General features: G+C 70.2%; 21 protein-coding genes. 6 read left to right on the top strand and 15 right to left on the bottom strand.

The window, feature by feature from the left end:
• Positions 1-132: 132 nt before the first annotated feature.
• A complete protein-coding gene (locus tag HDC34_RS13160) occupies positions 133-4,725 on the top strand; it encodes a metallophosphoesterase (protein ID WP_179557333.1) in 4,593 nt (1,530 codons plus the stop codon).
• A gap of 125 nt (positions 4,726-4,850) precedes the next feature.
• Here HDC34_RS13160 and HDC34_RS13155 read toward each other — a convergent pair whose 3' ends face one another.
• The 5 genes from HDC34_RS13155 to HDC34_RS13135 all read right to left on the bottom strand — a co-directional run bounded on the left by HDC34_RS13155 (position 4,851) and on the right by HDC34_RS13135 (position 8,180).
• On the bottom strand, positions 4,851-5,243 hold the full coding sequence (locus HDC34_RS13155) for a hypothetical protein (protein WP_179557332.1): 393 nt from the start codon (positions 5,241-5,243) through the stop codon (positions 4,851-4,853).
• Positions 5,244-5,305: 62 nt separating this feature from the next.
• Entirely contained in the window at positions 5,306-5,833 is a 528-nt protein-coding gene (locus HDC34_RS13150; RefSeq protein ID WP_104311189.1) for a hypothetical protein, read from the bottom strand.
• A 216-nt stretch (positions 5,834-6,049) separates the two neighbouring features.
• A complete protein-coding gene (locus tag HDC34_RS13145; RefSeq protein ID WP_104251373.1) occupies positions 6,050-6,232 on the bottom strand; it encodes an antitoxin in 183 nt (60 codons plus the stop codon).
• A gap of 96 nt (positions 6,233-6,328) precedes the next feature.
• Complete coding sequence (locus HDC34_RS13140) at positions 6,329-7,099, bottom strand: NADPH-dependent F420 reductase (RefSeq protein ID WP_179557331.1); 771 nt, start codon at positions 7,097-7,099, stop codon at positions 6,329-6,331.
• Entirely contained in the window at positions 7,092-8,180 is a 1,089-nt protein-coding gene (locus HDC34_RS13135; protein ID WP_218855249.1) for an LLM class flavin-dependent oxidoreductase, read from the bottom strand. Before HDC34_RS13135 ends, HDC34_RS13140 begins: the two co-directional genes overlap by 8 nt.
• Positions 8,181-8,275: 95 nt before the next feature.
• Here HDC34_RS13135 and HDC34_RS13130 point away from each other — a divergent pair, with 95 nt between their 5' ends.
• Genes HDC34_RS13130 through HDC34_RS13115 form a run of 4 tightly spaced genes read left to right on the top strand, consistent with a single transcriptional unit; the run spans position 8,276 to position 10,486 of the window.
• Complete coding sequence (locus tag HDC34_RS13130; RefSeq protein ID WP_179557330.1) at positions 8,276-8,767, top strand: MarR family winged helix-turn-helix transcriptional regulator; 492 nt, start codon at positions 8,276-8,278, stop codon at positions 8,765-8,767.
• Positions 8,760-9,902, top strand: a complete 1,143-nt coding sequence (locus HDC34_RS13125; RefSeq protein ID WP_179557329.1) for an NAD(P)-binding domain-containing protein — start codon at positions 8,760-8,762, stop codon at positions 9,900-9,902. The genes HDC34_RS13130 and HDC34_RS13125 overlap by 8 nt, the downstream gene beginning before the upstream one ends.
• Positions 9,903-9,939: 37 nt before the next feature.
• Complete coding sequence (locus HDC34_RS13120) at positions 9,940-10,140, top strand: hypothetical protein (protein WP_179557328.1); 201 nt, start codon at positions 9,940-9,942, stop codon at positions 10,138-10,140.
• A gap of 43 nt (positions 10,141-10,183) precedes the next feature.
• A complete protein-coding gene (locus HDC34_RS13115) occupies positions 10,184-10,486 on the top strand; it encodes a cupin (protein ID WP_179557327.1) in 303 nt (100 codons plus the stop codon).
• Positions 10,487-10,552: 66 nt separating this feature from the next.
• Here HDC34_RS13115 and HDC34_RS13110 read toward each other — a convergent pair whose 3' ends face one another.
• Positions 10,553-10,933, bottom strand: coding sequence for an SdpI family protein (locus HDC34_RS13110; protein WP_179557326.1), 381 nt, complete (start codon positions 10,931-10,933; stop codon positions 10,553-10,555).
• Positions 10,934-11,068: 135 nt separating this feature from the next.
• Between HDC34_RS13110 and HDC34_RS13105 the strand changes: the two genes are divergently transcribed.
• Entirely contained in the window at positions 11,069-11,431 is a 363-nt protein-coding gene (locus HDC34_RS13105) for a zinc ribbon domain-containing protein YjdM (protein WP_179557325.1), read from the top strand.
• Between the two features lie 64 nt (positions 11,432-11,495).
• Here HDC34_RS13105 and HDC34_RS13100 read toward each other — a convergent pair whose 3' ends face one another.
• The 9 genes from HDC34_RS13100 to HDC34_RS13060 form a co-directional block, all read right to left on the bottom strand.
• Positions 11,496-12,281: an SDR family oxidoreductase gene (locus HDC34_RS13100; protein ID WP_179557324.1), complete on the bottom strand. Its 786-nt coding sequence runs from the start codon at positions 12,279-12,281 to the stop codon at positions 11,496-11,498.
• Entirely contained in the window at positions 12,278-12,871 is a 594-nt protein-coding gene (locus HDC34_RS13095) for a TetR/AcrR family transcriptional regulator (RefSeq protein ID WP_179557323.1), read from the bottom strand. The genes HDC34_RS13100 and HDC34_RS13095 overlap by 4 nt, the downstream gene beginning before the upstream one ends.
• Positions 12,872-12,944: 73 nt before the next feature.
• Positions 12,945-13,994 carry a PLP-dependent cysteine synthase family protein gene (locus HDC34_RS13090; protein ID WP_179557591.1) on the bottom strand — a complete coding sequence of 350 codons (1,050 nt, stop codon included), beginning with the start codon at positions 13,992-13,994 and terminating at the stop codon, positions 12,945-12,947.
• 102 nt (positions 13,995-14,096) lie between these two features.
• Positions 14,097-14,681, bottom strand: a complete 585-nt coding sequence (locus tag HDC34_RS13085; protein ID WP_179557322.1) for a hypothetical protein — start codon at positions 14,679-14,681, stop codon at positions 14,097-14,099.
• 82 nt (positions 14,682-14,763) lie between these two features.
• Positions 14,764-16,434 carry a thiamine pyrophosphate-binding protein gene (locus HDC34_RS13080; protein ID WP_179557321.1) on the bottom strand — a complete coding sequence of 557 codons (1,671 nt, stop codon included), beginning with the start codon at positions 16,432-16,434 and terminating at the stop codon, positions 14,764-14,766.
• Positions 16,431-17,705, bottom strand: coding sequence for an alpha-hydroxy acid oxidase (locus tag HDC34_RS13075; protein ID WP_179557320.1), 1,275 nt, complete (start codon positions 17,703-17,705; stop codon positions 16,431-16,433). Before HDC34_RS13075 ends, HDC34_RS13080 begins: the two co-directional genes overlap by 4 nt.
• Before the next feature lie 28 nt (positions 17,706-17,733).
• Positions 17,734-19,086: a histidinol dehydrogenase gene (hisD, locus tag HDC34_RS13070; protein ID WP_179557319.1), complete on the bottom strand. Its 1,353-nt coding sequence runs from the start codon at positions 19,084-19,086 to the stop codon at positions 17,734-17,736.
• An 81-nt stretch (positions 19,087-19,167) separates the two neighbouring features.
• A complete protein-coding gene (locus HDC34_RS13065; RefSeq protein ID WP_179557318.1) occupies positions 19,168-19,899 on the bottom strand; it encodes an SDR family NAD(P)-dependent oxidoreductase in 732 nt (243 codons plus the stop codon).
• Positions 19,899-22,460, bottom strand: a complete 2,562-nt coding sequence (locus tag HDC34_RS13060; protein ID WP_179557317.1) for an FAD-dependent oxidoreductase — start codon at positions 22,458-22,460, stop codon at positions 19,899-19,901. The genes HDC34_RS13065 and HDC34_RS13060 overlap by 1 nt, the downstream gene beginning before the upstream one ends.
• Positions 22,461-22,470: the final 10 nt, after the last annotated feature.

Genomic DNA, 22,470 nt, shown 5'->3' with positions numbered 1-22,470 from the left:
GCGGTAGCAGACGTCGGTAACGTGGTCGGCAACCTCCCCGTCACCTGCCATCGACCTCATGTCACCGGCCGGTTGCTCGCGAGTCATACGGTTCCCCGGGTCCCCCACATGCTCCCGGAGGTGCATTCCCCCATGCCACGCCACCACGTCAGGGCCCCGCTCGCGGCGCTGACCACCGCCTGCGTCGCGGCCGCCGTCCTCACGATGGCCCCCGCCGCGTCCGCCGCCGTCTCAGGCCGGCTGCCAGCGGCACCCGTCTCGTCGCCCGCAGACGCGGGCCAGTCCGCCATCATCGTCACCGAGATCGTCGCGAACAACGTCGGCGATGACAACTTCGAGTACTTGGAAGTGCACAACACGTCGGCGGCCCCCGTCGACCTCGCGGCCGAGGGCTACTCGTTCGCGTACTCGTACGTCGACTCGGACGACCGGTCGCGAGACGTCCCCCTCAGCGTCGAGGAGCCGCTTGTCCTCGAGGCCGGCGAGACCGCCGTGCTCTGGCTCAGCTACACGAGCGCGAACGGCGCCGTCGACTCGTCGGCCCGCACCGTCGACGAGTTCCGCGACCACCACGGGGTGGATGCGGGCGTCCAGGTCGCGCGCGTGACCGGCCAGGCCGGCATGGCGAACGGTGGCGACCGCGGCATCCGCGTGCTCCGCGGCGAGGCGCTGACCTCGTGGTCGCACGCACCCAAGGACTCCATGGGCGAGGACCTCGCCGTGCACTTCCGGGTGCCTGAGGAAGCCTCGAAGCTGAGCCTCGACGTCTTCGGGCAGCAGGCCGGGCGCTCCCCCGGCGTGGTCGTGCCGGAGGCACTCCAGCCCGGCGCGCCCGAGGACGGCGAGGAGGAACCCGCCGAGCCGGAACCCACCGAGCCGACGCCCACGGAGCCGACTCCCACGCTCCCACCGGAACCGGGCTTCGACCCGCAGCCGGACGCGAGCGTCGTGACGTCGCCGCTGCAGATCACCGAGCTGCTCCCCGACTCGAGCAACGTCGGCACGGGCGACGGCTACGAGTTCATCGAGGTGTACAACGCGTCGAGCGAGGCGATCGGCTTCGGCGACTACGCGCTCACCTACCTCTACCCGGACAGCGGCACGTCCGCGCTCTGGCCCGCGACCCCGGCGGAGGTCAGCATCCCCGCCGGCGAGACGCTCGTGCTGTGGGTGAAGAACGGCCAGAACGACGACCTCGGCGATGCCGAGTTCAACGCCACGTTCGGCACCGAGCTGACGCTCGGTGAGAACCTCGTCGAGGTCTTCTCCGGCGGCATGGCGAACAGCGGAGCCCGCGGCATGGAGATCGCCACCAACACGGGGCACACCGTCAACCAGGCGTTCTACAACGTGACCCCCGGCACCGATGACACGCAGGCGGATCAGGGCATCCGCTATACGACGTCAGCCGCGGACCTCGCGAAGCAGGACCTGCTCGGCCTCGCCCCGGCGACCCCGGGCTCGGTGCAGGCCGACCAGGTGCCGGCCGGGCTCACGATCGTGCCGGTGGATGCGACGCCGCCCACCATCGAGGACCGCACCGCCGCCGAGATCGACCCGGCCGCCGACTTCGAGCTGCGATTCGCGGCGAGCGACGAGACGCAGCTGCGCACCGTGGCCGTCGAGCTGCGCAACGACGTCGACGCGACCCCGGTCAAGCTCAATCTCACGGACGCGGGCGACGGCATGTTCACGACCTCGGTGAACGTCGCCGACCTGACGGGCAAGAGCTGGTACGAGTACACGGTCACGGTCTCGGACGGCACCAACCGTGTCGTCACGGAGCCGCGGCGGGTGCAGGTGGCCGGCGCGAGCTCGGCCCCCGTGCGGTTAAACGTCGACGAAGGCCAGTACGTGGGCGGCACCACGACGATCGCCGCCGCGGGTGACCAGTACCCGAGCCCGATCGAGCTGTCGATCGGCGGGCAGCGGCAGCAGACGTCGCCGTCGCTCGAGGGGGCTCCCGTCTTCGCCTTCGAGGCGACCGGGGTCGACTACTACTTCAAGAACGGCGTGCGAGTGGGCGACGACGTGCTCACGATCTTCGACCAGGGCATCTACGAGGGGTCGGAGACCATCGTCACGCCCGTGCCGCTCGAGTACACGAAGCTCGGCGACGAGCTCGTGGTGAGCATCTGGGCCGGCTCGAAGAAGGCGCCGGAAATCGACGAGGCCGAGAACAACGACGACTTCACGGTCTGGGACCTGCGCCTCGTGCTGCCCGACGGCCGCACGCTGCGCCCCATCGGCTACGACGACCCAGCTCTGCGCCTGGCCATGGGCGACAGCGCCGGGAAGTACGACTTCTACGACGCGCGCTTCGCCCTGCCGGACGACGCGTTCGCCGCGGCCTCGACGCAGTGGGACACGACGAGCGCGGCGGATGGCCCGGTCGAGATCTCGGCGACCGACGGCACCGACAGCGTGACCAGGCAGGTGCTGGTCGACAACACCGCCCCCACGGTCTCCTCCGAGCTCCGCGACGGCGGCGAGTACCAGGGCGAGTTCGTCATCGACGCCCAGGTGAGCGACGCCGGGTCCGGGGTCCGCGAGGTCACCGCGACCCTCGACGGCGCGCCGATCGAGCTGCCGCACACCACCTCCTCGGTGACGCTGCCCGCGGGCGGCCACGAGCTCGAGGTGACGGCGACGGATGCGCTCGGCAACGCCGAGACGTGGCGCACCAAGTTCACGACCCCCGAGGAGCACCCCTCCTCGTCGTCGATCTGGCCAGCCGAGGGAGCCGAGGTCGAGGCGGGCGGCGTGGAGCTGCAGGCCAAGGTCGAGGACCCGACCGGTGACGCGCTCGACGTGACGTTCCTCGAGGGTCGCCAGGCGGACCTCGCTGATGGCGGCGTCACGACGGCAGCTGGAACCGTGAACGACGCGGCCAGCGTCGACCGCGACCCGACGAGCGTCCCGACCGGGCAGTCCCTCGAGCAGCTCGCGAGCGTCGATGGCCGGACCGCGGAGGTGACCTCGAACGCCGAGTTCCCGTATCAGCTCTTCGACGTCGCGCTGCGGGACGGCGAGCAGGATGCGCAGGTGCGCGTCAGCTGGGACGGCACCGCGAACGCCGACGGCACCGTCATCCTCTCCGCCCTGCGAGCGGACGGGAGCGGCTGGGACGAGGTGACCCGGCACACCGCATCCGCCGACGACGAGAAGTTCTCCCTCGAAGGCACCGTGGCTGCGGCCTCGTACGCCCGCGACGGGAGCGTGCAGGTGCTCGTGCAGCACTCGGAGGGCTTCGCCGGAGAGAACCTCAGCGACCGCACAACGCCCGTGACCCCCAACAACGAGGCGGACACGCCCCGCTCGGAGTACGACTTCACGCTCGCCTGGGAGTCGGACACGCAGTACTACAACGAGAACACGATGGAGGGCGAGCCGTACAAGCACCAGCAGGCGATGCACTCCTACCTGCTGGAGCAGCGCGAGGAGCTGAACCTGCAGTACCTGTTCCACACGGGCGACATCATCGACGACTACGACCAGCGCTACCAGTGGGAGAACGCCGACCCCGAGTACCAGCGCCTCGACGACGCCGGTCTGCCGTACGGCGTGCTGGCCGGGAACCACGACGTGGGCAACGACCTCGAGGACTACTCGTACTACGGCGAGTACTTCGGCGAGGAGCGCTTCGCGGGCAACCCCTGGTACGGCGGCTCCTACGAGGACAACCGCGGCCACTTCGACCTGGTGTCGGCTGGCGGCATCGACTTCCTCATGCTCTACACGGGATGGCTGCCGAACGACGACAGCATCGCGTGGATGAACGAGGTGCTCGCCGAGCACCCCGACCGGGTCGCGGTGATCGCGCAGCACGAGTTCATGCTGACAACCGGCGGTCTCGGTGAGATCCCCCAGCGCGTCATGGATGAGGTCGTCGCGCCGAACCCGAACGTCAAGATGGTCATCTCGGGGCACTACCACGACGCGTTCACGCGGGTCGACGAGTTCGACGACAACGGCGACGGAACCCCGGACCGCAAGGTGCACTCGATGCTCTTCGACTACCAGGGCCTGCCGGAGGGCGGCCTCGGCTTCCTGCGCCTCATGCACTTCGACAACGAGGGCGAGCGCATGATCGTGCGCACCTACTCGCCGTCGCTGGATGTGCACAACTCGGACGACCCGAGCCTCGCGGATGCGCCGCAGGAGTTCGAGCTTGCCTACGCGGACCTGGGGATCGAACCCGGCGAGCGGACGCTCGGCACGGATTCCTTCGCCGCGGAGATCCTCACGGGCGACGAGATCGCGTCGTTCCAGGACGTGGCGAGCGGCACCACCCTCACGGCAAGCTGGGCGGATGCGCCCCTCGGCGAGCTCGGCTGGTACGTGCGCACCGCGGACCCGTTCGGTGCGGTGAGCCTGTCGCGGGTGTCCGAGCTGACGGTCATCGAAGCGACGGGGCCCGGAGAGACGCCGGGGCCGAGCGAGCCCGGCGTGCCCGGTGAGCCCGGCGAGACGCCCGCTCCGGGAGGCCCCTCCGAGACGGAGGGACCATCGGATCCTGAGCAGAGCGACTCCCCTGACGGCTCTGGTGAGGCTGACGGCACGGGTGAGGCGCACGGCCCGGATGCATCCGAAGCCGCTGGCGACGAGCTCGCTGCGACGGGCGCCGACGGATCGACGCTGGCCTGGGTCCTCGGGGCGCTCGCGCTCCTCGCAGGAGGCGCCGCACTCACGCTCATCCGGCGAGGTCGCGCAGGCAACGTCTAGCAAGCAACGTCTCGCTGACAGCGACGAGCTGGCGCGGAGACAACAACAGACTGCGGGCGGTGAAACCTCTGTTCCACCGCCCGCAGTCTGTCGTTCGGGGCGTGCGACGTGCCGCTGCGCGCCCGTCAGCCGTTCAGGGGTCGGCTTGCCCGGCCCTCGGTGAGTGAGCGTGCCAGCTGCGCGAGCTGCAGGGCCGAGCCGAGCGGCAGCGCGTAGAGCAGGAGGCCAGCTTCGGCGCCCGTGAGCGCGAGCGCGACCGCGATCCCGATGCTGGCAACGAGGGCGACGCCGAGGTAGGTCGCGGATGCGCGGCGGCTGGCGGCGGCCGGACCGGATCGCGCCACCCACGCTGTCGCGGCGAGCAGGATCAGCGCGAGCACGACCGGACCCGCGAGGAGCGCATCCGCCCACCCTGCCGTGCTGTGCACGGCGGATGCGGCGGCGGTGCCGCCGAAGAAGACCGCCGACGCCGTGACGGCCAGTCGGCTGCCGTCTCGCTGTTCAGTGCTGCTGCTCATGAGTGGGACTCCTGTTCGTGGTTGTCGCCTGCGGACGTGGACGTGTTCTCAGCTCACCTGCCTCAGCTGTCGCCGCCGAGGGCCAGGATGATGGCGGAGTTCGCGCCGAGGCCGAGCGCCTTGAGGCCGGAGATGACGAGCGGCTTGTTGGCGTTGATGAGGGTCACGACGACGGGCTTGGCTGCGGCGCCGAAGGGGATGCAGCCGATCACGGTCTGCGCGATGAAGTCGACGGGGTCGCCGGACTTGTACGTCGAGTAGGCGCCGTATCCGGCGGAGCCGATGCAGGCCGCGACGACCGCGAACGGGATGAGCGGCAGCGCGGCGCGGCCTTCGACGGCCTCTGCTTCGGCGCTCGCCTCTGCCATGAGCTGCTGGACGCGAGCGTCCTGCTCCTCGGCACTCAGGGAGGCGGTGTATTCGACTTCTGCGGCGAATGCCTCCTGCGAGTATCCCCCGCTGTCTGCGGTGGCGGACGCTGCGGTGACGACAGGTGCTTGGGCGGCGTTCGCGGCGGTGCTGCCTGCGACGCCGAGGGCTCCAGCGACGACGATGGATGTGGCCAGGGTGACAGTGTTCTTCAGCTTCATGTTTCCTCCGTGAGTGTGCTCATCGAGTGCATGTTGCGTGAGTGCCGGTTGTGGCCCGACGTCTTCGACCCTACGAGGCTGGGTCTGGGGTCAGTCAAATGGATTCACGGGACACCCAGGATCATGGATGCTTCGTCCAGGAAGCAGCCCGGACGCAGGAAAGGCCCGCCGGTGGCGGGCCTTTCCTGCGCTGTCGCGCGAGCTAGTCGCTCGTCGTCACTCGTTGCCGACTGCCGCGTCAGCGCCGTCACGCATCTTCTGGATGTGCTCGTCGTGCTGGTTGCCGATCGCGGTCTCCGCGTGGTCGCCGGCCGCGTCGAAGGCGTGGTCGGTGAGCTGCTCGCCCTGCTCGCTGTTCGCTGCCTGGGCTGCCTTGTCGCCGATGTTCTCGAACACCATGGTGGTCTCCTTCGCTTCGTCGGATCAACGCGATTGCGTTGCATCGAGTTGAGCATCCGCACGTGGATGCGGGGTGTGCGGGAGCTTGATGTCCGGTCAGACTCGCACGGTGTCCGCTGGTACCGTCCGGTCGTTCTCGGCCCGCTGCGCGGCGAGCTCGAGGCCGCGTTCGGTCCTCGGGAAGCGCGCGGCGGCGGCACGAACCTCGTCGGCGGGGAAGTTCGCGCCGAAGAGCTCGCTGCCCGGTTGCAGCAGGAAGCTCTCGTGCAGGGTGCCGACGCGCACAGGGTCGAAGCCGGCCGCATCCACGAGCGCTGCCGCTGCCGCGAGGTCGGCATCGTCATCACCCGCGATGCCGATCCCCCGCCTGCCGGGGGCACCGGTCGGCCTCGGCCCCTCGTCGAGGTCGTGGTAGCCCATGTGGTTGAACGCCTTCACGACGTGCGAGTCGGAGAGGAGCCGCTGCACGAGCTCGCTCGTCGCCACGGTCGGGTCGTTGAGGTCGTCGCGCACGCCGTCGATCTCCCACCAGTAGTTCATCGCGTCGATGACGAGCTTGCCCCGCAGCTCGTCGAGCGGGAGCGTCTCGCGCGCGCCGAGCGGGAGCGCCTTGCCGAGGGGCAGGGCCAGGATGACGACGTCGGCCGCGGCCGCCACCTCAGCGCTCGTGCCCGTGGTCGCGCCCGGCACGAGGACGTCGATGATGAGGTCGATCTTGCTCGGCGCCCCGGAACCCGAGATGAGTACCCGGTAGCCGCTGCCGATGAGGAGGCGGGCCAGCACGGTGCCGACCTTGCCTGCGCCGAGGATACCGATCGTCGGCAGGGCCTCACTGGGGCGGTTCGGGTCGAGCTGGGCCTTAGACATTGATGGACTCCTTCGCGAGCAGTCGGCGCACTCGGGGTGCGACTTCGGTGCCGAGCAGGCTGATGGTCTGGGCGCGTGCCTCCGTCGGCAGGCCGATGACGTCGTACTTGAGGTCGAAGCGGCTGATGCGGAGAACCTCCACCATGCGCGCGATCTTCGCGGCGACCGTGTCGGGCGAGCCGACGAAGAGGGCGCCGGATTCGAGCTCCATGAGGTAGCGCTCCTTGGTTGGCGGGTAGAAGCCGCGCTCCTTCCCCATCATCTCGACCATGGGCTTCCACGACTCCCACCAGGTCTCGGCGGCTTCCTCATCCGTCTCGGCGACGAGGCCGAGGGCGTGCTGGCCGACCCGGTTCGCGGGCATCCCGAACTTCTCGAGCGCCCGGAAGTAGAGGTCGACGTGGCCGGCGAAGCGCTCGGGCTGCCCGCCGATGATGGCGAGCATGAGCGGCAGGCCGTAGCGGGCGGCACGCACGACCGAGTCCGGGCTGCCGCCGACGCCCACCCAGGTGGGGATGCCGCCGGGGCGCATGGTGGGGTGCAGCGTCTGGTTCACGAGCGGCGCGCGCACGCTGCCCGACCAGGTGACCGAGTCGCTGCGCTGCAGCTGCATGAAGAGGTCGAGCTTCTCCTCGAAGAGCTGCTCGTAGTCGGCGATGTCGTAGCCGAAGAGCGGGAACGACTGGGTCTGGGATGCGCGGCCCACGACCATCTGCGCGCGCCCGTTCGAGAGCGCGTCGAGGGTGGAGAACTCGTTGTAGAGGCGAACGGGGTCGTTGGTGCTGAGCACGGTGACGGCAGAGCCGAGGCGGATGCGCTCGGTCGCGGTCGCGATGCCGGCCAGGATCACGGGGGTCGCGGAGTCGACGAAGCCCTCGCGGTAGTGCTCGCCGATGCTGAAGACGTCGAGGCCGACCTGCTCGGCGAGGCGGGCCTCGTCGACGAGGAGGCGGACCGTCTCGGCATCCGACAGGGGCGTGCCGTTGACGTTCGGCACGTCGCCGAACGAGTTGAGGCCGATCTCGAACGGGAACCGGCCTGCATCCACTGCGCTCATCTGCGTTCCCTGCTGCGTGCTCATGGCTCCTCCAAGTAGTTGACGCGTCAATCATGCGCCGAAGTAGTTGATATGTCAACTACGTGGCATGATGGAGGCATTCCAAACCTGGAGGCCTCATGAACGCATCGCCGAGAACGCAGATCAGCGCCGAGGACTTGCGCGTCTGGCGCGGGTTCATCGAGACGACGGGCGTGCTCAACTCCCGCCTCGCGAGCCGCATGCAGAGCGAGTCCGCACTGTCGACGGGCGACTACGGTGTGCTGCTCGCCTTGCGCGAGGCGCCGGGACGCTCACTGCGCTCCTCCGAGCTCGCGGCGTCGGTCGGCTGGGAGCGCAGCCGCCTCTCGCATCAGCTCGGCCGCATGGAGAAGCGCGGGCTGCTGCGCCGCGACCCGTGCCCCGAGGACACGCGCGGGTCGGTGGTCAGCCTCACCGAGGAAGGGGCGACCGCCTTCCGCCGCGGCTCGGTCCCGCACCTCAAGGCCGTGCAGGAGCTGTTCCTCGACGCCCTCTCCCCCGAACAGCTCGCTCAGGTGGAGGCCCTGACGGACACGCTTCGCGGGCATCTGGGACTCGACGAGCCGGAGGGCGGGTCCGATCTTGGCTGACAACGCCCGCTCCGCGACGGTCGTGGTGATCGGCGCCGGGCAGGCCGGCCTCTCGGCGGGGTTCCACCTGCAGCGGCGGGGCTTCGTGAGTGCCCTGGACGAGCCTGGAGCGGAGCGCACCTTCGTGATGCTCGACGCGAACCCCGAGCCGGGTGGCGCGTGGCAGCACCGCTGGGAGTCGCTGACGATGGCGACCGTGAACGGCATCTTCGACCTGCCGACGTTCGCGCGCACGCCCGGCAGCGACGATGAGCCGAGCCGGGATGCGGTGCCGCGGTACTTCGCTGCGTTCGAGCGGGCGCATCCGCTGCCCATCGTGCGGCCGGTTCGGGTGCTCGACGTCTCGCGCGTCGATGCAGACCCCCGCGGTGAGCTGCTCGTGCGCACGGATGCGGCCGGCGTGTGGCGGGCGGGCGCGATCATCAACGCGACCGGCACCTGGAACCACCCGCTGCTGCCGAGCATCCCGGGAAAGGAGACCTTTCTCGGGCGGCAGCTGCACACGCGTGACTACGTGTCGGCGGAGGAGTTCGCGGGTCAGCGGGTGGCGGTCGTGGGCGGCGGCATCTCAGCTGTGCAGCAGTTGGAGGAGATCTCGCGCACGGCCCAGACGTTCTGGTACACGCGGCGCGAGCCGGTGTTCCTGGAGGGTGGCTTCAACCCGGAGGTCGAGGGGCGGACCACGATCGCGAAGGTCATCGCCGACGTCGAGGCGGGCGAGCCGGCCAGCAGTGTCGTCTCGTATACGGGCCTCGGCTGGTCGTCGTACGCGATCGCCGCGCGCGACCGCGGGGCGCTCGTGCGGCGGCCCATGTTCACCGCGATCGAGCCGGACGGGGTGCGCGAGGCCGACGGCACCCTCACCCCGGTGGACGCGATCCTCTGGGCGACCGGCTTCCGCGCCGACCTCGCGCACCTCGACCCGCTGGGGCTGCGCAACGAGCGCGGCGGCATCACGATGCGGGGCACGCAGGTCGCCGACGAGCCGCGCATCCACCTCATCGGGTTCGGGCCGTCGCAGTCGACGGTCGGCGCGAACCGGGCCGGACGGGATGCGGTGCGGGCGATCGAGAAGCTGGAGCCGGGGCAGAGCGAGCGCACCGCGGGACCACGGGAGCCCGCGGTCAGGCGATGATCTGCGGCCGCCCAGCCTGGGTGCGTACGGTCACGACATGACGACCCCACAGAACGTATCCCCCGCATCCGGCGACTCGAGCGACGCCTCGGCCGGCGACGAGAACCTGCGCGACATCATCGAAGAGGTCGAGGGCGAGCACGGGCGCGACGGCGCGGCCGCGATGGCGGACAAGCTCCGCGACCGCACCGAGGAGACGCAGCAAGAGGAAGAGGACCCTGCCGAGGAGCAGAACTAGACGGATGGGCACGTCAGGCCGTTGTGACCGCTAGCGTCGTGTCATGACTCGCCCAGCTGCCACCCCAACCGTCCAGGTCGACGACGACCGATTCCGCGTGACCGAGTGGCGCTTCGCGCCCGGTGCCGAGACGGGTTGGCATACGCACACGATGCCGTACGTCGTCGTGCCGCAGACGACGGGGACCCTGACCGTCGAGACCGAGACTGCTGACCCGTTCGCGATGGAGTGCACGGCGGGCGTCAGCTACAGCCGCGAGGCCGGCGCGCACCACAACATCGTGAACGACCGCGACGAGCAGTTCACGTTCGTGGAGGTCGAGGCGAAGGCGGCACCAGGGGTGTGAGTCCCGCGCCGCTGCGGCGCCTTCCGTCGGCTGCGACTGCGACGGCGACTGCGACTGCGACTGCGACTACTTGGCCGATCCCCTCGGCTTCTCGCCGACGGCCTTCGCCGCTCGGATGCCAACGCGGGCGCCGTAGAGGACGAACCCGAGCAGGGCCGCGCATCCCGCCAAGACAACCCCGATCATGACCGGGTTAGGCATCGGGATCATCACCACCAGGCCGGTCACGAGCGCCAGGATGCCGGCGGTCATCGTGGCGCGCTTCGACCGCACGTGCGCCGCGAGCCAGGCGACGTCGCTCGACATCGTGCTCGGCGTGCGGATGCCGGCGATGTCGTTCCGCTTCAGCTGGCCCGAGGCGGCGGCCTGGGCCATCCACATGGTGAGGAGCCCGGATCCGGCCATGACGATTGCCAGAACGATTCGAACGGCAAAGGGGGTATCCATCTGCACCATCGTACGGAGCAGGCCGTCGCCGCGTTCCCTCTCGGGTTTCCGACGCCATCGTTCGATGCGGCGACGCCTCGTGCCCTAGCGTTGTCGACGTTCCTGTTCGGCGAGATTCCCCGGAGGTCAGCCTCGATGCCTGATCAGCTTCCCCCGTGTCCCGAGTGCGCGAGCGAGCTCGCCTACGAGATGGGTGCGCTGCTGGTGTGCCCGATGTGCGGCCACGAATGGGCGCCCGGTGAGGGCGCTGACGACGACTCCGATGCAACCCCGACGATAAAGGACTCGGTCGGGAACGTGCTGGCCGACGGCGACTCCGTCACGATCGCGAAGGACCTCAAGGTCAAGGGCGCAGGCGGCGGAACGGTCAAGGTGGGCACGAAGGTCAACGGCATCCGCCTGATCACGGACGGCGTCGGCGACCACGACATCGACGCGAAGGTGCCAGGGTTCGGGCAGATGCAGCTGAAGTCGAGCGTGGTCAAGAAAGTGGGCTGACGACGAAACCGGCCGGCAGCTGGATTCTCGCTGCCGGCCGGCTTCGTTGATGAGCCTGAGCTCGCTACACCAGCTCGGGCCGGCGGATGCTCTCCGCTCCCCCGTCGATGAAGATGATCTGCCCGGTGACGTAGCCGTTGTCCTTGCTCGTGAGCCAGGCGAGCAGGTTCGAGACCTGGATGGGGTCGGCGGCCGGGCCACCGTATGGTGCCGGGGCACCCGCATCCATGGCCGCACGGCCTTCCTCGGTCCCGAGTGCGGCCGCGGTCATCGGGGTGAGGATGACGCCGGGCGCGACGGCGTTGAGCGCGATACCGGCCTTCGCCCACTCGGCGCTTGGGGCGTTCCTGCGAACCCAGCGGGCAATCGAGAGCTTCGAGGTCGTGTAGAGCACGGAGGAGCCCGTCGCGTTGGCGGTGGCACCGAGCGACTCGGCGTAGGCGAGCGCACCGGCCTCGTCGCCGGACTCGATGAGCGCGAGCAGCTGCTGGTCGACCTCTTCGAGGGCGGCGAGGGATGCGACGACGGCTGCGCGGGGCGCGTCCGACTTCGCGAGCAGCGGGCGGAGGCCCTCGAGCGTGGCGACGGCGCCGAAGTGGTTGACGGCGACGGTGACCGGTGCCGGGATGACGAGGCCCGCGATGGCGAGCACGCCATCGACCACGCCGCCACTGAGCTCCTCGGCGCGGGTGACAAGCTCGGCCCGACCCTCGGCGGTGGTGAGGTCGGCGTTGATGTCGGCGTTCTTGAGGTCGACGCCGATGACGGTGTGCCCGTCGGCGCGGAGCTTCTCGGCGGTGACCTTGCCGATGCCGGAGGCGGAGCCGGTGACTACGTAGGTGCGGGTCATGAGGGGGTGTCCTTATCGTCGTTGATGAGCCAGGCGGGGAGGAGCGCGAGCAGCTGTTGCTGCACGCGTTCGGTGGGTTCTGGGGCGTCGCTGAGCAGCCAGGCCGTGATGACGGCGAGGCTGCCGCCCGCGACGTACTCGGCGGCGACCTTCGGGTCGAGGCCTACGGGAACGGTGAGCCGCATCGTGCCGAGGGCCTGCTCGGCGAAGGCCGCGCGGACGGCCCGGGCCGCTTCCGTGGTCGTGCGGGTGCCGAGCACGCCCGCGTAGAGCGTGCGGCGCTTCGCGAACTCGGCGACGAGCTGCGAGGTCGTCGCCCGGGCGGTCTCGATGGGGGTCGCGGACGCGCGCAAGCTCAGGTCGAGTTCCTCGATCTGCGTGAAGACCTCGGTGAGGATGCGGACGGCGAGCGCGTCGAGGTCGCGGAACTGCGCGTAGAAGGTCGAGCGGCTGACGCCGGCTTCGGCGACGATCGCTGGCACCGTGACCTCATCACCGCGAGCCGACAGTCGTTCGACGGCGGCGACGATCGCGGCCTGCGTCCGGGCGGGACGAGGGTCAGGCGAGCGGGGCGTGGCGGTCGTTGGCACACGACGAGCCTAACAAGTTTCGGACTGTTGTCCAGAAAGTGTCGACGACTTGTGATGCAGGTTCGAGTTGTCCTCAGTCGTTCCACTCGCCCGTGTCGAGAAACGCATGCATCCGGTCGAGGTGCGGTTCGAGGTCCCAACCCTGCGCCGCAACCCAGGCGTCGTTGTAGTAGGTGTTCGCGTAGCGGGCTCCCCCGTCGCAGATGAGGGTGACGACACTGCCCTTCTCACCGGCGGCGAGCATCCGCGCGATGATCTGGAAGGCGCCCACGAGGTTCGTCCCGGTGGACCCGCCCGCCCAATGCTGGGTGCGTTCGCGGAGGACGCGGATCGCGGCGACCGAGGCGGCGTCCGGCACCTGGATCATGTCGTCGATGACGGTCTCGATGAAGGACGGTTCGACACGTGGCCGCCCGATGCCTTCGATCTTCGAGCCCCGACCGGTTGCGTGGGTGCGGTCTCCGGTCTTCCAGGCCTCGTAGAACGCCGAGCCTTCCGGGTCCACGACGGCGAGACGGGTGTCGTGCCCGCAGTACCTGGCGTAGCGGCCGAAGGTGGCGGAGGTGCCGCCGGTGCCGGCGCTGACGACGATCCAGCTGGGGATCGGGAAGCGCTCGAGCGTCATCTGCGAGTAGACGCTCTTCGCGATGTTGTTGTTGCCTCGCCAGTCGGTGGCGCGTTCGGCGTTGGTGAACTGGTCGAGGTAGTGCCCGTCGAGCTCGGCGGCGAGCCGTTCCGCCTCGGAGTACACGTGGAGGGGCTCGTCGACCATGTGGCAGCGGCCGCCGTAGAACTCGATGAGCTCGATCTTCTCGGGGCTCGTGGTGCGGGGCACGACGGTGACGAACGGCAGCCCGAGCATCCGCGCGAAGTACGACTCGGACACGGCGGTCGACCCGCTCGAGGCTTCGACGAGCGTCGCGCTCGGGCCGACCTGCCCATTCACGATGGCGTAGAGGATGAGCGAGCGAGCGAGGCGGTGCTTGAGGGACCCCGTCGGGTGCACCGACTCGTCCTTCAAGTACAGGTCGATGCCCCACTCCGGCGGAAGCGGGAAGACGTGGAGGTGCGTGTCGGCGCTGCGGTTGGCGTCGGCCTCGAGCACGCGGATCGCCTCGCGCATCCACTGGCGTCGGTCTGGGGTCTCGGTTGCGTGTGCCACCGATCCAGTATGCGACGCGAGCGGCCGGATGCTTCCCCGCGGCCTGCGGGGTCGGCGCGTCGGTCAGTCTCGGCGTTCGACGACCATCCCGGTCGGGACCTCGGGTACGTCGCCGGGCCACGGCCCGAGTCGCACCGCGTTCTCGGGCACACCCTTCTCGGTGGCGTAGTCGGCGACGGGAACGGACACGCTGGTGAAGCCGTTGTCGGCAACCCCGGGAGTCGAGGAGGTGCTCGGCACCCACCCGGTCTCGATGCCGACGGCGGTCATGTCGATGCCGTCGTCCGCGGGTCCGGTGTAGCGGATCTCGACGGCGATGTTCGGCATGTGGCCGTCGCGCACCGACCACGCCGATTCGGTGAGGAAGACGAGGAGCGCGCCAGGGTCGGCGAGCTGGTACCCCTCCTGCAGGGTCACGTTCACCCCGAACCCGGTGTTGCCCTTGATGTTGGGATCCGACCCGCCGATGTCGGAGAAGGTGAGCCCCTCGATGGAGTCGAGGGTGTCCTCGAGCTCGGCGAGCGTCTGCCCGCCGGTCTCGGCGTCGCGAGGGATCTCCGGGTAGGCGGGCCCGCATCCACCGAGCACGGTGCAGGCGAGCAGCGCGGTCGCGAGTGCCGCCAGGAGTCGGGGATGCGCGGAGAACATACCGACAGGCTACGGGCTGGCGGCAAGGCCGATCGGCAGTGCGTCCGTGCCTGGCGGGGGCTCGGTCGAGTGCCGTCGAGAGTCAGGCGGACACCTCCACGACCCCGTTGTAGCGATTGCTCAGCCGCAGCCAGTCAGCGACGACGTTCGGGGAGATCGCCACGTCGGCGACGAAGATCCCCTCGGCCCCACGGTCGAGCCACTCCTGCACCCGGTCCAGGTCGGAGAGCGACGTGATCTTCGCCCCGCGCGCGCCCATGGCCACTGCGAGCGCTGCGAAGTCCACCTCGGCGAAGGTCATGGCATCGGTGTCGAGGCCGCGCACCCCGTACTGGTGCACCTCCATGCCGAAGGCCGCATCGTTCATGACGACGACGAGCGCCGACGGAACCTCGCGGAGCAGCGTGTCGAGCTCGCTCAACTCCATCAGGAATCCCCCGTCCCCCGTCACGAGCACCGGGAGTCGGTCGGGGCGGGCGGCTGCGACGCCGAGCAGCGACCCAACGCCCAGGCCGATGCAGTGCAGCGCGAGCCCTGGCAGCAGCATGGCGTGCGGGTCCGGGGCGCTGAGGTGACGGGGCGCCCAGCCCATGAAGTGCCCGTTGTCCTGGGTGATGCTCCGCTCGAGCGGCAGGAGGGCCTCGAGCTCGGTGATCACGGCCTGGGGATCGAGCCGTCCGTCCGGGGCGAGCTCCTCGAAGGGCCGCGAGTCCGCGTCCTGCATGGTCACAGACCCGCGCCACCCGTCGCGGTCGGCGTCGGTGAGTTCCGCGAGCAGCGCCTCCGCGAAGGCGCGCGCATCCGCCCGGTGGAACTCGTCGACGCGCGGATGCGTGCTGCCGGGGCGCGTGTCGACCTGGATTATAGTCTCGGCGTGCGTCAGCAGGGTCTCGTAGCGCATCTGCCACAGGTTCATGCTGGCGCCGACGACGAGCACGACGTCGGCCTCGCCGATGAGCTCGGCGACGTCTGGCCTCGAGAATCCGCCGGCGATGCCGAGGTCCCATGGTGACCCGGTCAGGCTGTGCGCCATGAGGGAGGTCGCGAAGAGCGCCCCGACCCGGTCGCCGACCTGTCGCAGCGCGTCGCCGGCTTCAGCCAGCACCGCCCCGTGACCAGCGAGGATGAGCGGTCGCTGTGCGCGAGCGAGGAGTCCGGCGACGTGGGCGGCGTCCGCACGCTCGACGTCGGGGGCCTCCGCGAGCTCGTGCGCTCGAAGCACCGCCTCCTGTTCGAGCCCGGCGACCGGCGACGGAGGCTCGACTGACGTGTCCACCAGGTCGTACGGGATCGTGACGATCACCGGCACCCTGTCCCTGGCAGCGATGGCGTAGGCGAGCTCGGTCTGCGCCGTCGCGTTCGCCCGTCCGACGGTCAGCGTCTGCACGTACATCGCGGCTGCGACCCCGATCTGGTCGATGTCGATGGCGCGTGAGCCAGTCGTCGGCTCCCCACCGACGACCACGACGACGGGCACTCGGGCGAGACGCGCTTCCGCGAGCGAGGTCAGCAGGTTGGTGAAGCCTGCACCGTAGGTCGCCGAGGCCGCGGCGACGCCTCCGCCGGCCAGGGCGTAGCTGTGCGCGGCGATGACCGTCGCCGTCTCATGGCGCACGCTCACGACGCGGTGGCCGCGGCTCGTTAGGCTCGCGACGAAGTGCGCGTTGCCGTTGCCCACCAAGCTGAACACCACGGGACTGTGGGCCGCGACGACGTCCGCCACAGCATCGGCGACCGTGCTCGTTCTGGTCATAGGGTTTCCTCGACTGATGTGTATGGCGTGTCCGAGAACAGGTCTGTTCTCGCCTCGTGCGTGCTCAGGAGCTCAGGGCCCCGGCGGCGGAGCTCAGCGACGTCGCGCACGCCGAGCAGCTGCATGGTTCGGCGCAGCCCGTCGGTGAAGAGGCGCGCAGTGGTGTCCAGCCCCGCGTGCCCGCCCGCGACGAGGCCCCACAGGTATGGGCGCCCGACGAATGCGGCGTCCGCGCCGAGGGCTATGGCGGTCGCGATGTCCGCGCCGTGCCTGAAGCCCGAGTCCACGACGATTCCGAGGTCGTCGCCGACCGCCTGGCGCACAGGGGCGACGAGGTTGATCGGCGCGATCGAGCGGTCGAGCTGCCGGCCTCCGTGGTTGGAGAGGTGCAGCGCATCGACGCCGAGGTCAGCGGCGCGCAGCGCATCCGCCGGGCCGATCGGGCCCTTGAGGACAAGTTTCCCGTCCCAGCGCGACCGGATGTCCTCGAGATCGGACCACTGCACCGACGGGTCGAACTGCTTGGTGATGTTCTCGATCGTGTACCCGCCGTCTGGTCCGTCAGCGGCGGAGACGTTCGCGAACTCCATTGAGGGGCTGCGGAGCATGCCCGTCCAGTACTTCGGCTTCGTGCCGATGTCGAGGACGCTCGCGAGGGTCAGCTTCGGTGGGATTGTGAAGCCGTTCCGGGCGTCGCGGAGACGCAGGCCCGACACGGCCGTGTCGACGGCCACTTCGAGCACTCGGTAGCCGCTGTCGCTGGCCCGAGCGATGAGCTGCTGGGTGAGGCGGCGGTCCCGCCAGATGTAGAGCTGGAACCAGAGGTCGGTGCGACCCGCGTCGTGCGCGGCGAGGTCCTCGAGGGAGGTCGTCGCCATCGTCGAGAGGGCGTACGGGATGCCCGCGCGCCCGGCCGCCGCGGCGACGGCCTTCTCCCCGAGGGGCGAGATCATCCGCGTGTAGCCGGTGGGCGCGAAGCCGAACGGGGCGGCCGCCGGGTGCCCGAGGATGCTCGTCGCCGTCGAGGTCTGCGCGACGTCCGTCAGCACCTGCGGCGTGAACGACCAGCGGTGGATGGCGTCCGTGTTCTGCGCGAGGCTCAGCTCATGATCGGCGCCGCCGTTGACGTAGTCGAGCACGGAGCGGGGCAGTCGTCGCCTGGCGAGCCGTTCGAGGTCTTCGATGCTGTGGCAGGCGGCGAGCTGACGAGCGGCCAGGTCGCCGGAGGGCAGGCGCAGGTCGATGAGCGAGAGCGCGTCGCGGATCTTCACCGGACGCCGCCTGTCGGTTCCGACACCATCAGGCGCGCTGCGTCTCGAGCCGAGCGATGCGACGGGTCACGGCCGCCTCGTGGGCGGGGAAGCCCTCGTGCTGCGTGAAGCTCACCACGGTGTCCGCGACGCGTCGCAGCGCGGTCGTGTCTGCCTGGGCGATGGCGGTCTTCTTCTGGAACGCCTCGACCGTGATGCCGCTGGAGACCTTGGCGTAGCCGCTCGTCGGAAGCGCGGCGGGGCAGCCGATGACGAAGTTCGCCATGGAGATCGTCGTGTCCTGTCCGAGGAGGACCTCCCCCGCGTCCTCGATGAGTTCGAGGACCTCGCGCGGGTGCGCCGTCGCGATCTGCATGTGCTCCGGAGCGAAGGCGTTGGCGACGTCCGCGGATTCCTCGAGCGAGCGGGTGAGCACGGCCCCTCCGTTCACGCCGAGCGCCGTGCGGGCGTACTCTGCGCGCTGGTCTGGCAGGTCGGCGAGCTGCGTCAGGAGCTCGAGCTGCACCGCCTCGATGAGGTCGGCGCTGTCGGTCACGAGCACGCTCGTGGAGTCGGGCCCGTGCTCCGCCTCGGTCAGCAGGTCGGCCGCGATCAGGTACGGGTCGGCCGCCGCATCCGCGAGGATGAGCGACTCGCTCGGGCCCAGGAGCATGACGCCGACCGTCCCGAAGCGCTGCACCTCGATCTGCGCGCACGCGACCGGGGCGCTTCCGGGACCGCAGACCTTGCGGACCTTCGGGATCGTCTCGGTGCCGAACGCGAGCGCGGCGATGCCCGCCGGACCGTTCGCCCGGAAGACGTTGCGGATCCCGAGCTCGTCCGCGACGACGAGGACGGCCGGGTCGACCTGCCCGTCGGAGCCCGGGATGGGCGGGACGACGACGGCGAGCTCCTTGACGCCGGCGACGACGGCTGGCGTGCCGAGCTGCGCCATGACGGAGGGGTACGAGCCCTTGCCGCTCGGCACGAACAGGCCGGCGCTCGCGATGGCGCTCACCTTCTCGCCGACGAGCAGTCCTGGTTCCGACTCGAACTCCCAGCTGCCGGCGCCGACGAGGTTCTCGTTGAAGGCGCGAAGATGCGCGATGAGGTCCCGGATCGCGGTCACGAGCTCGGGGGCGATCTGTCTGCGCGCCTCGGCGAACTCCGCGTCGCTGACGCGGATCTGGTCGGCCGTGATGTCGACGCCGTCGAAGGTCTTGAGTGCTCGCAGCAGTGCCTCGTCGCCGTGGTCACGGACGTCCTCGATGATGCTCAGCACGCCGTCGCGAAGTGCCGGATCGAAGATGCGGGCGGCTCCGCGATCGAGGAGGTCCGCTTTCTGGTCGGCGGAGAGCTGACTCCATGGGCCGCGGTCGCGCAGGGGTCGTTCGATGGTCATGTCGTGCTCCTGGTTCTGTTCGACGTCGATGCGCTCGGCACGAGGTCGGTGGTGGGAGGGTGTCGTCTCGGGGTGGGGCGGTCAGACGTTCGAGGCGCCGGCTATGGGGATCAGCGCTCCGCTGAGGAACTGGGCCTGCGGGGTGAGGAGGAAGGCGACGGTCGCCCCGATCTCCTCGGGTCGACCGAAGCGGCCCATGGGGATGTGCGAGAGCAGCTGCTGTCGGGTCTCCGGGTCGTCGAGCCACCCCTGGGTCATGTTCGACGGGAAGTAGCCGGGGCAGATGCCGGTGACGGCGATGCCCTCGGCGGCCCATTCCACGGCCAGCGACTGGGCGATGGAGGCTGCCGCCGCCTTGGAGGCGTTGTAGTCGGCGAACCCGCTCTCGGGGCGGAGGGCGTTGACGGAGGAGTTGACGACGAGGGCACCCGGGCGGTCGAGGTGGCGGTGCGCCAGCTGCGCGGTCCGCAGGATGCCGCCGACGTTCACGTCGAAGAGGCGGGTGATCTCGCCGATGTCGAGGTCGACGGCCGGCTTGCCCTGGCCGTCGATGCCGGCGTTGGCGAAGACCCCGCTGAGGCCGCCGAACGTGTCTGCCGCATCCCGGAACGCGCCTTCCAGCTGCTGGGGGCTCGTCACGTCGCACACCGTCGCGCCTTCGGCGACGCCGGCTTGCAGGGCGGCGGCGGCCGTCTCCTCACGTGTGCCGGTGATCCAGACTCGCGCACCGGATGCGGTCAGGTGCGCGGCGACGTGGCGTCCGATGCCCGAGGTGCCGCCGGTGATGAGCACCCGGCCGTCGTCCGCCGCCATCACGCGCCGCCGCAGTCGACGAGGACCTTCATGGCCTCGCGGCGAGCCGGTGAGGCGAGGAAGGCGGGGAGCTCGAGCAGCGGGATGGTATGCGTGACGGAGCGCCGGTAGACGTCGGGTGACTGCTCGAGGATGCGGAGCGCCTCGTCGAGGTGTCGGGTGTCGAAGCCGACGCTGCCGGTGATCGTGAGGCTCCGTTCGACGACGTCGGCCGGGACGAGCTGGGACGGCGAGTGGCCGAGCGCGACGAGCAGGACGCTGCCGCCGCGGGCCGCGGCGGCCACGGCGGCAGCCAGGGACCCGTCGTATCCCGCGGCGTCGATGACGAGGTCGTAGTCGTCGCGCTCGATGCGGGCGATGGCGTGTGCGCCGAGCTGGCGGGCGAGGTCGGACCGCGCGGGCACGGGATCGATGACGTCGACGGCAGCCTCGGGCCACCGACGGCGCACCTCGGCGTCGGCGAGGAAGCCGATCGGTCCGTGGCCGATGATCAGCACCGTTTCCGGTCTCTCGACGCGCGCCTGGTCGAAGGCGCACAGGGTGACCGCGAGGGGTTCGGCGAGCACGGCGGTCTGCGGGTCGAGGGCGTCGGGCACGGCGTGCAGCGTCGCCGTCGAGACGACGACTCGCTCCGCGAATCCGCCCGGCCGTTCCTCCCCGAGCCAGGTGAGGTTCGGGTCGAGTCGATCGGCCGGCACGGTCCTGCCGTCGTCGGTTCGCGGCGTGCGGCTGTCGATGAGCACACGCGTGCCGACGGGCCAGCCCGGGTCGCTGCTCTGCAGGATGCGGCCGACGACCTCGTGTCCGAGGGTGGCCGGCCAGTAGCTCACCCAGTCGCCGCTGCGCAGGACATGCAGGTCGGAGCCGCAGATCCCCGCGCGTTCGACGGCCACGACGACCTCACCAGGTGCGGGTGCGACGGCGGGCCGGTGACCGACGGTGAGCCGGAGGTCCTCGTCGAGCAGCAGCGCCCGGAAGGTCGCCGCGTCATCGCTGGCGGACGCGATGGCGGACGGGGCCGCGCAGTCCTGCACCCGGTCCTCGAGGAGGAACGCCGCGGCGCGCTCGGCGATGGTCATGATCATGCCGACCGGGTTGAGTGCTGTGATGGTCGGGAACACGGAGGCGTCGACGACGCGCAGCCCTTCGACGCCGCGCACGCGCAGCCGGCTGTCGAGCACGGCCAACGGGTCGCCGTCCGCACCCATGCGGGCGGTGCAGGAGACGTGGTAGACGGTCTGATGCGTCTCCCTCAGCACGGCCGAGAGCGCTTCGTCGCTCTGCACCTCCGGGCCGGGGAACACCTCGCGCACGAGGTGCGCGGCGAGCGGCTCGGCGGCGGCGACGCGACGGGCGAGGCGCACGCCCTCGACGAGCATCCGCTCATCCCGCCCCTCCGGGTCGGTGAAGGAGCCGTAGTCGATGGATGGCCGCGCGTCGGGTTCCGGGGACGTGATCCACACCCGGCCGCGACTGCGCGGCTTGGCGACGTTGGGGGCGAGCGACACGTTGTTCGTCGGGATCCGCGCGCCGACTCGCTCCGCGTGCACGGTCCAGGAGTGCAGGGGAATGTGGGTCGAGATGTCCGGGGTGCTGGTCGAGGGGTCGACGCTGACGACGTAGCCCGCGTCCCACCCGGTCGCGCACACCGCGGAGCGCTCCCCGGCCGCTTCCCACACGACGAGCCCCTCCGCGTGATCCTGGAGGTTCTCCCCCACGCCTGGCGCGTCGACGAGCACGGGAACCCCGGCGGCCTCGAGGACGGCTGCCGGCCCGATGCCCGAGCGCATGAGCAGGGCGGGGGTGTCGATCGCGCCGCAGCTGACGACCACCTCGTGTCGCGCCCGGACCGTCGTGAAGGTCCCGTCGGGGTTCCGGAGCACAGCGCCCACGGCGCGGTCGTCTTCGATGAGCAGCCGCTCGACGATGGTCTCGAGGCGGATCGTCAGGCCTGGCCGTTCCGGCTGCGAGTGCAGGTAGGAGAACGAGGCTGATGAGCGCTGGTTCGTGGAGGGCTCGTAGCCGATCTCGAAGAATCCGGCCCCGTCGATGAACTCCACGTCGTTCCAGCGCTCGCGCCTGGGGACCTCGAGGGCGGCAGCCGCAGCGTCCACGGCGTCGCGGATGTACGGGTTCTGGTCTTGGGCGGCGACCGGGGTGATCGTCGCCGCGATGCGGTCGAACCAGGGGCTGACCTCCTCGTACCCCCACCCCTCGAGGCCGAGGGACGCCCATTCGTCGAGGTCTCCGCGGAGCGGACGCCAGCTGATCATCGTGTTCGCCGTCGAGCAGCCGCCGAGGATGCGCAGGCGCGCCTGGCGGATGAACGAGTTGCCGCGTGCCTGCGGCTCGCTCCGGTAGTCGAGGTCGTACTCCCCCTCGAGCATCTCGTCCCAGCGGCGGATGCTCGCCGCTCTCGGCTCGTCGGCGTCGCTGGGGCCGGCTTCGACGAGCAAAACCGAGACTCCCGGCTGCTCGCTGAGCCTCGCCGCGACGATGCATCCGGCGGTGCCGCCGCCGAGCACCAGGTAGTCGAACTGGGCTTCCGATTCTTCGCTCACGCGCTTCTCC

This window comes from Pseudoclavibacter sp. JAI123 (genome assembly GCF_013409665.1).
Taxonomy (GTDB): domain Bacteria; phylum Actinomycetota; class Actinomycetes; order Actinomycetales; family Microbacteriaceae; genus Pseudoclavibacter.
The sequence above is the reverse complement of the archived record's forward strand: the minus strand, read 5'-3'. Positions and strand labels throughout refer to the sequence as shown.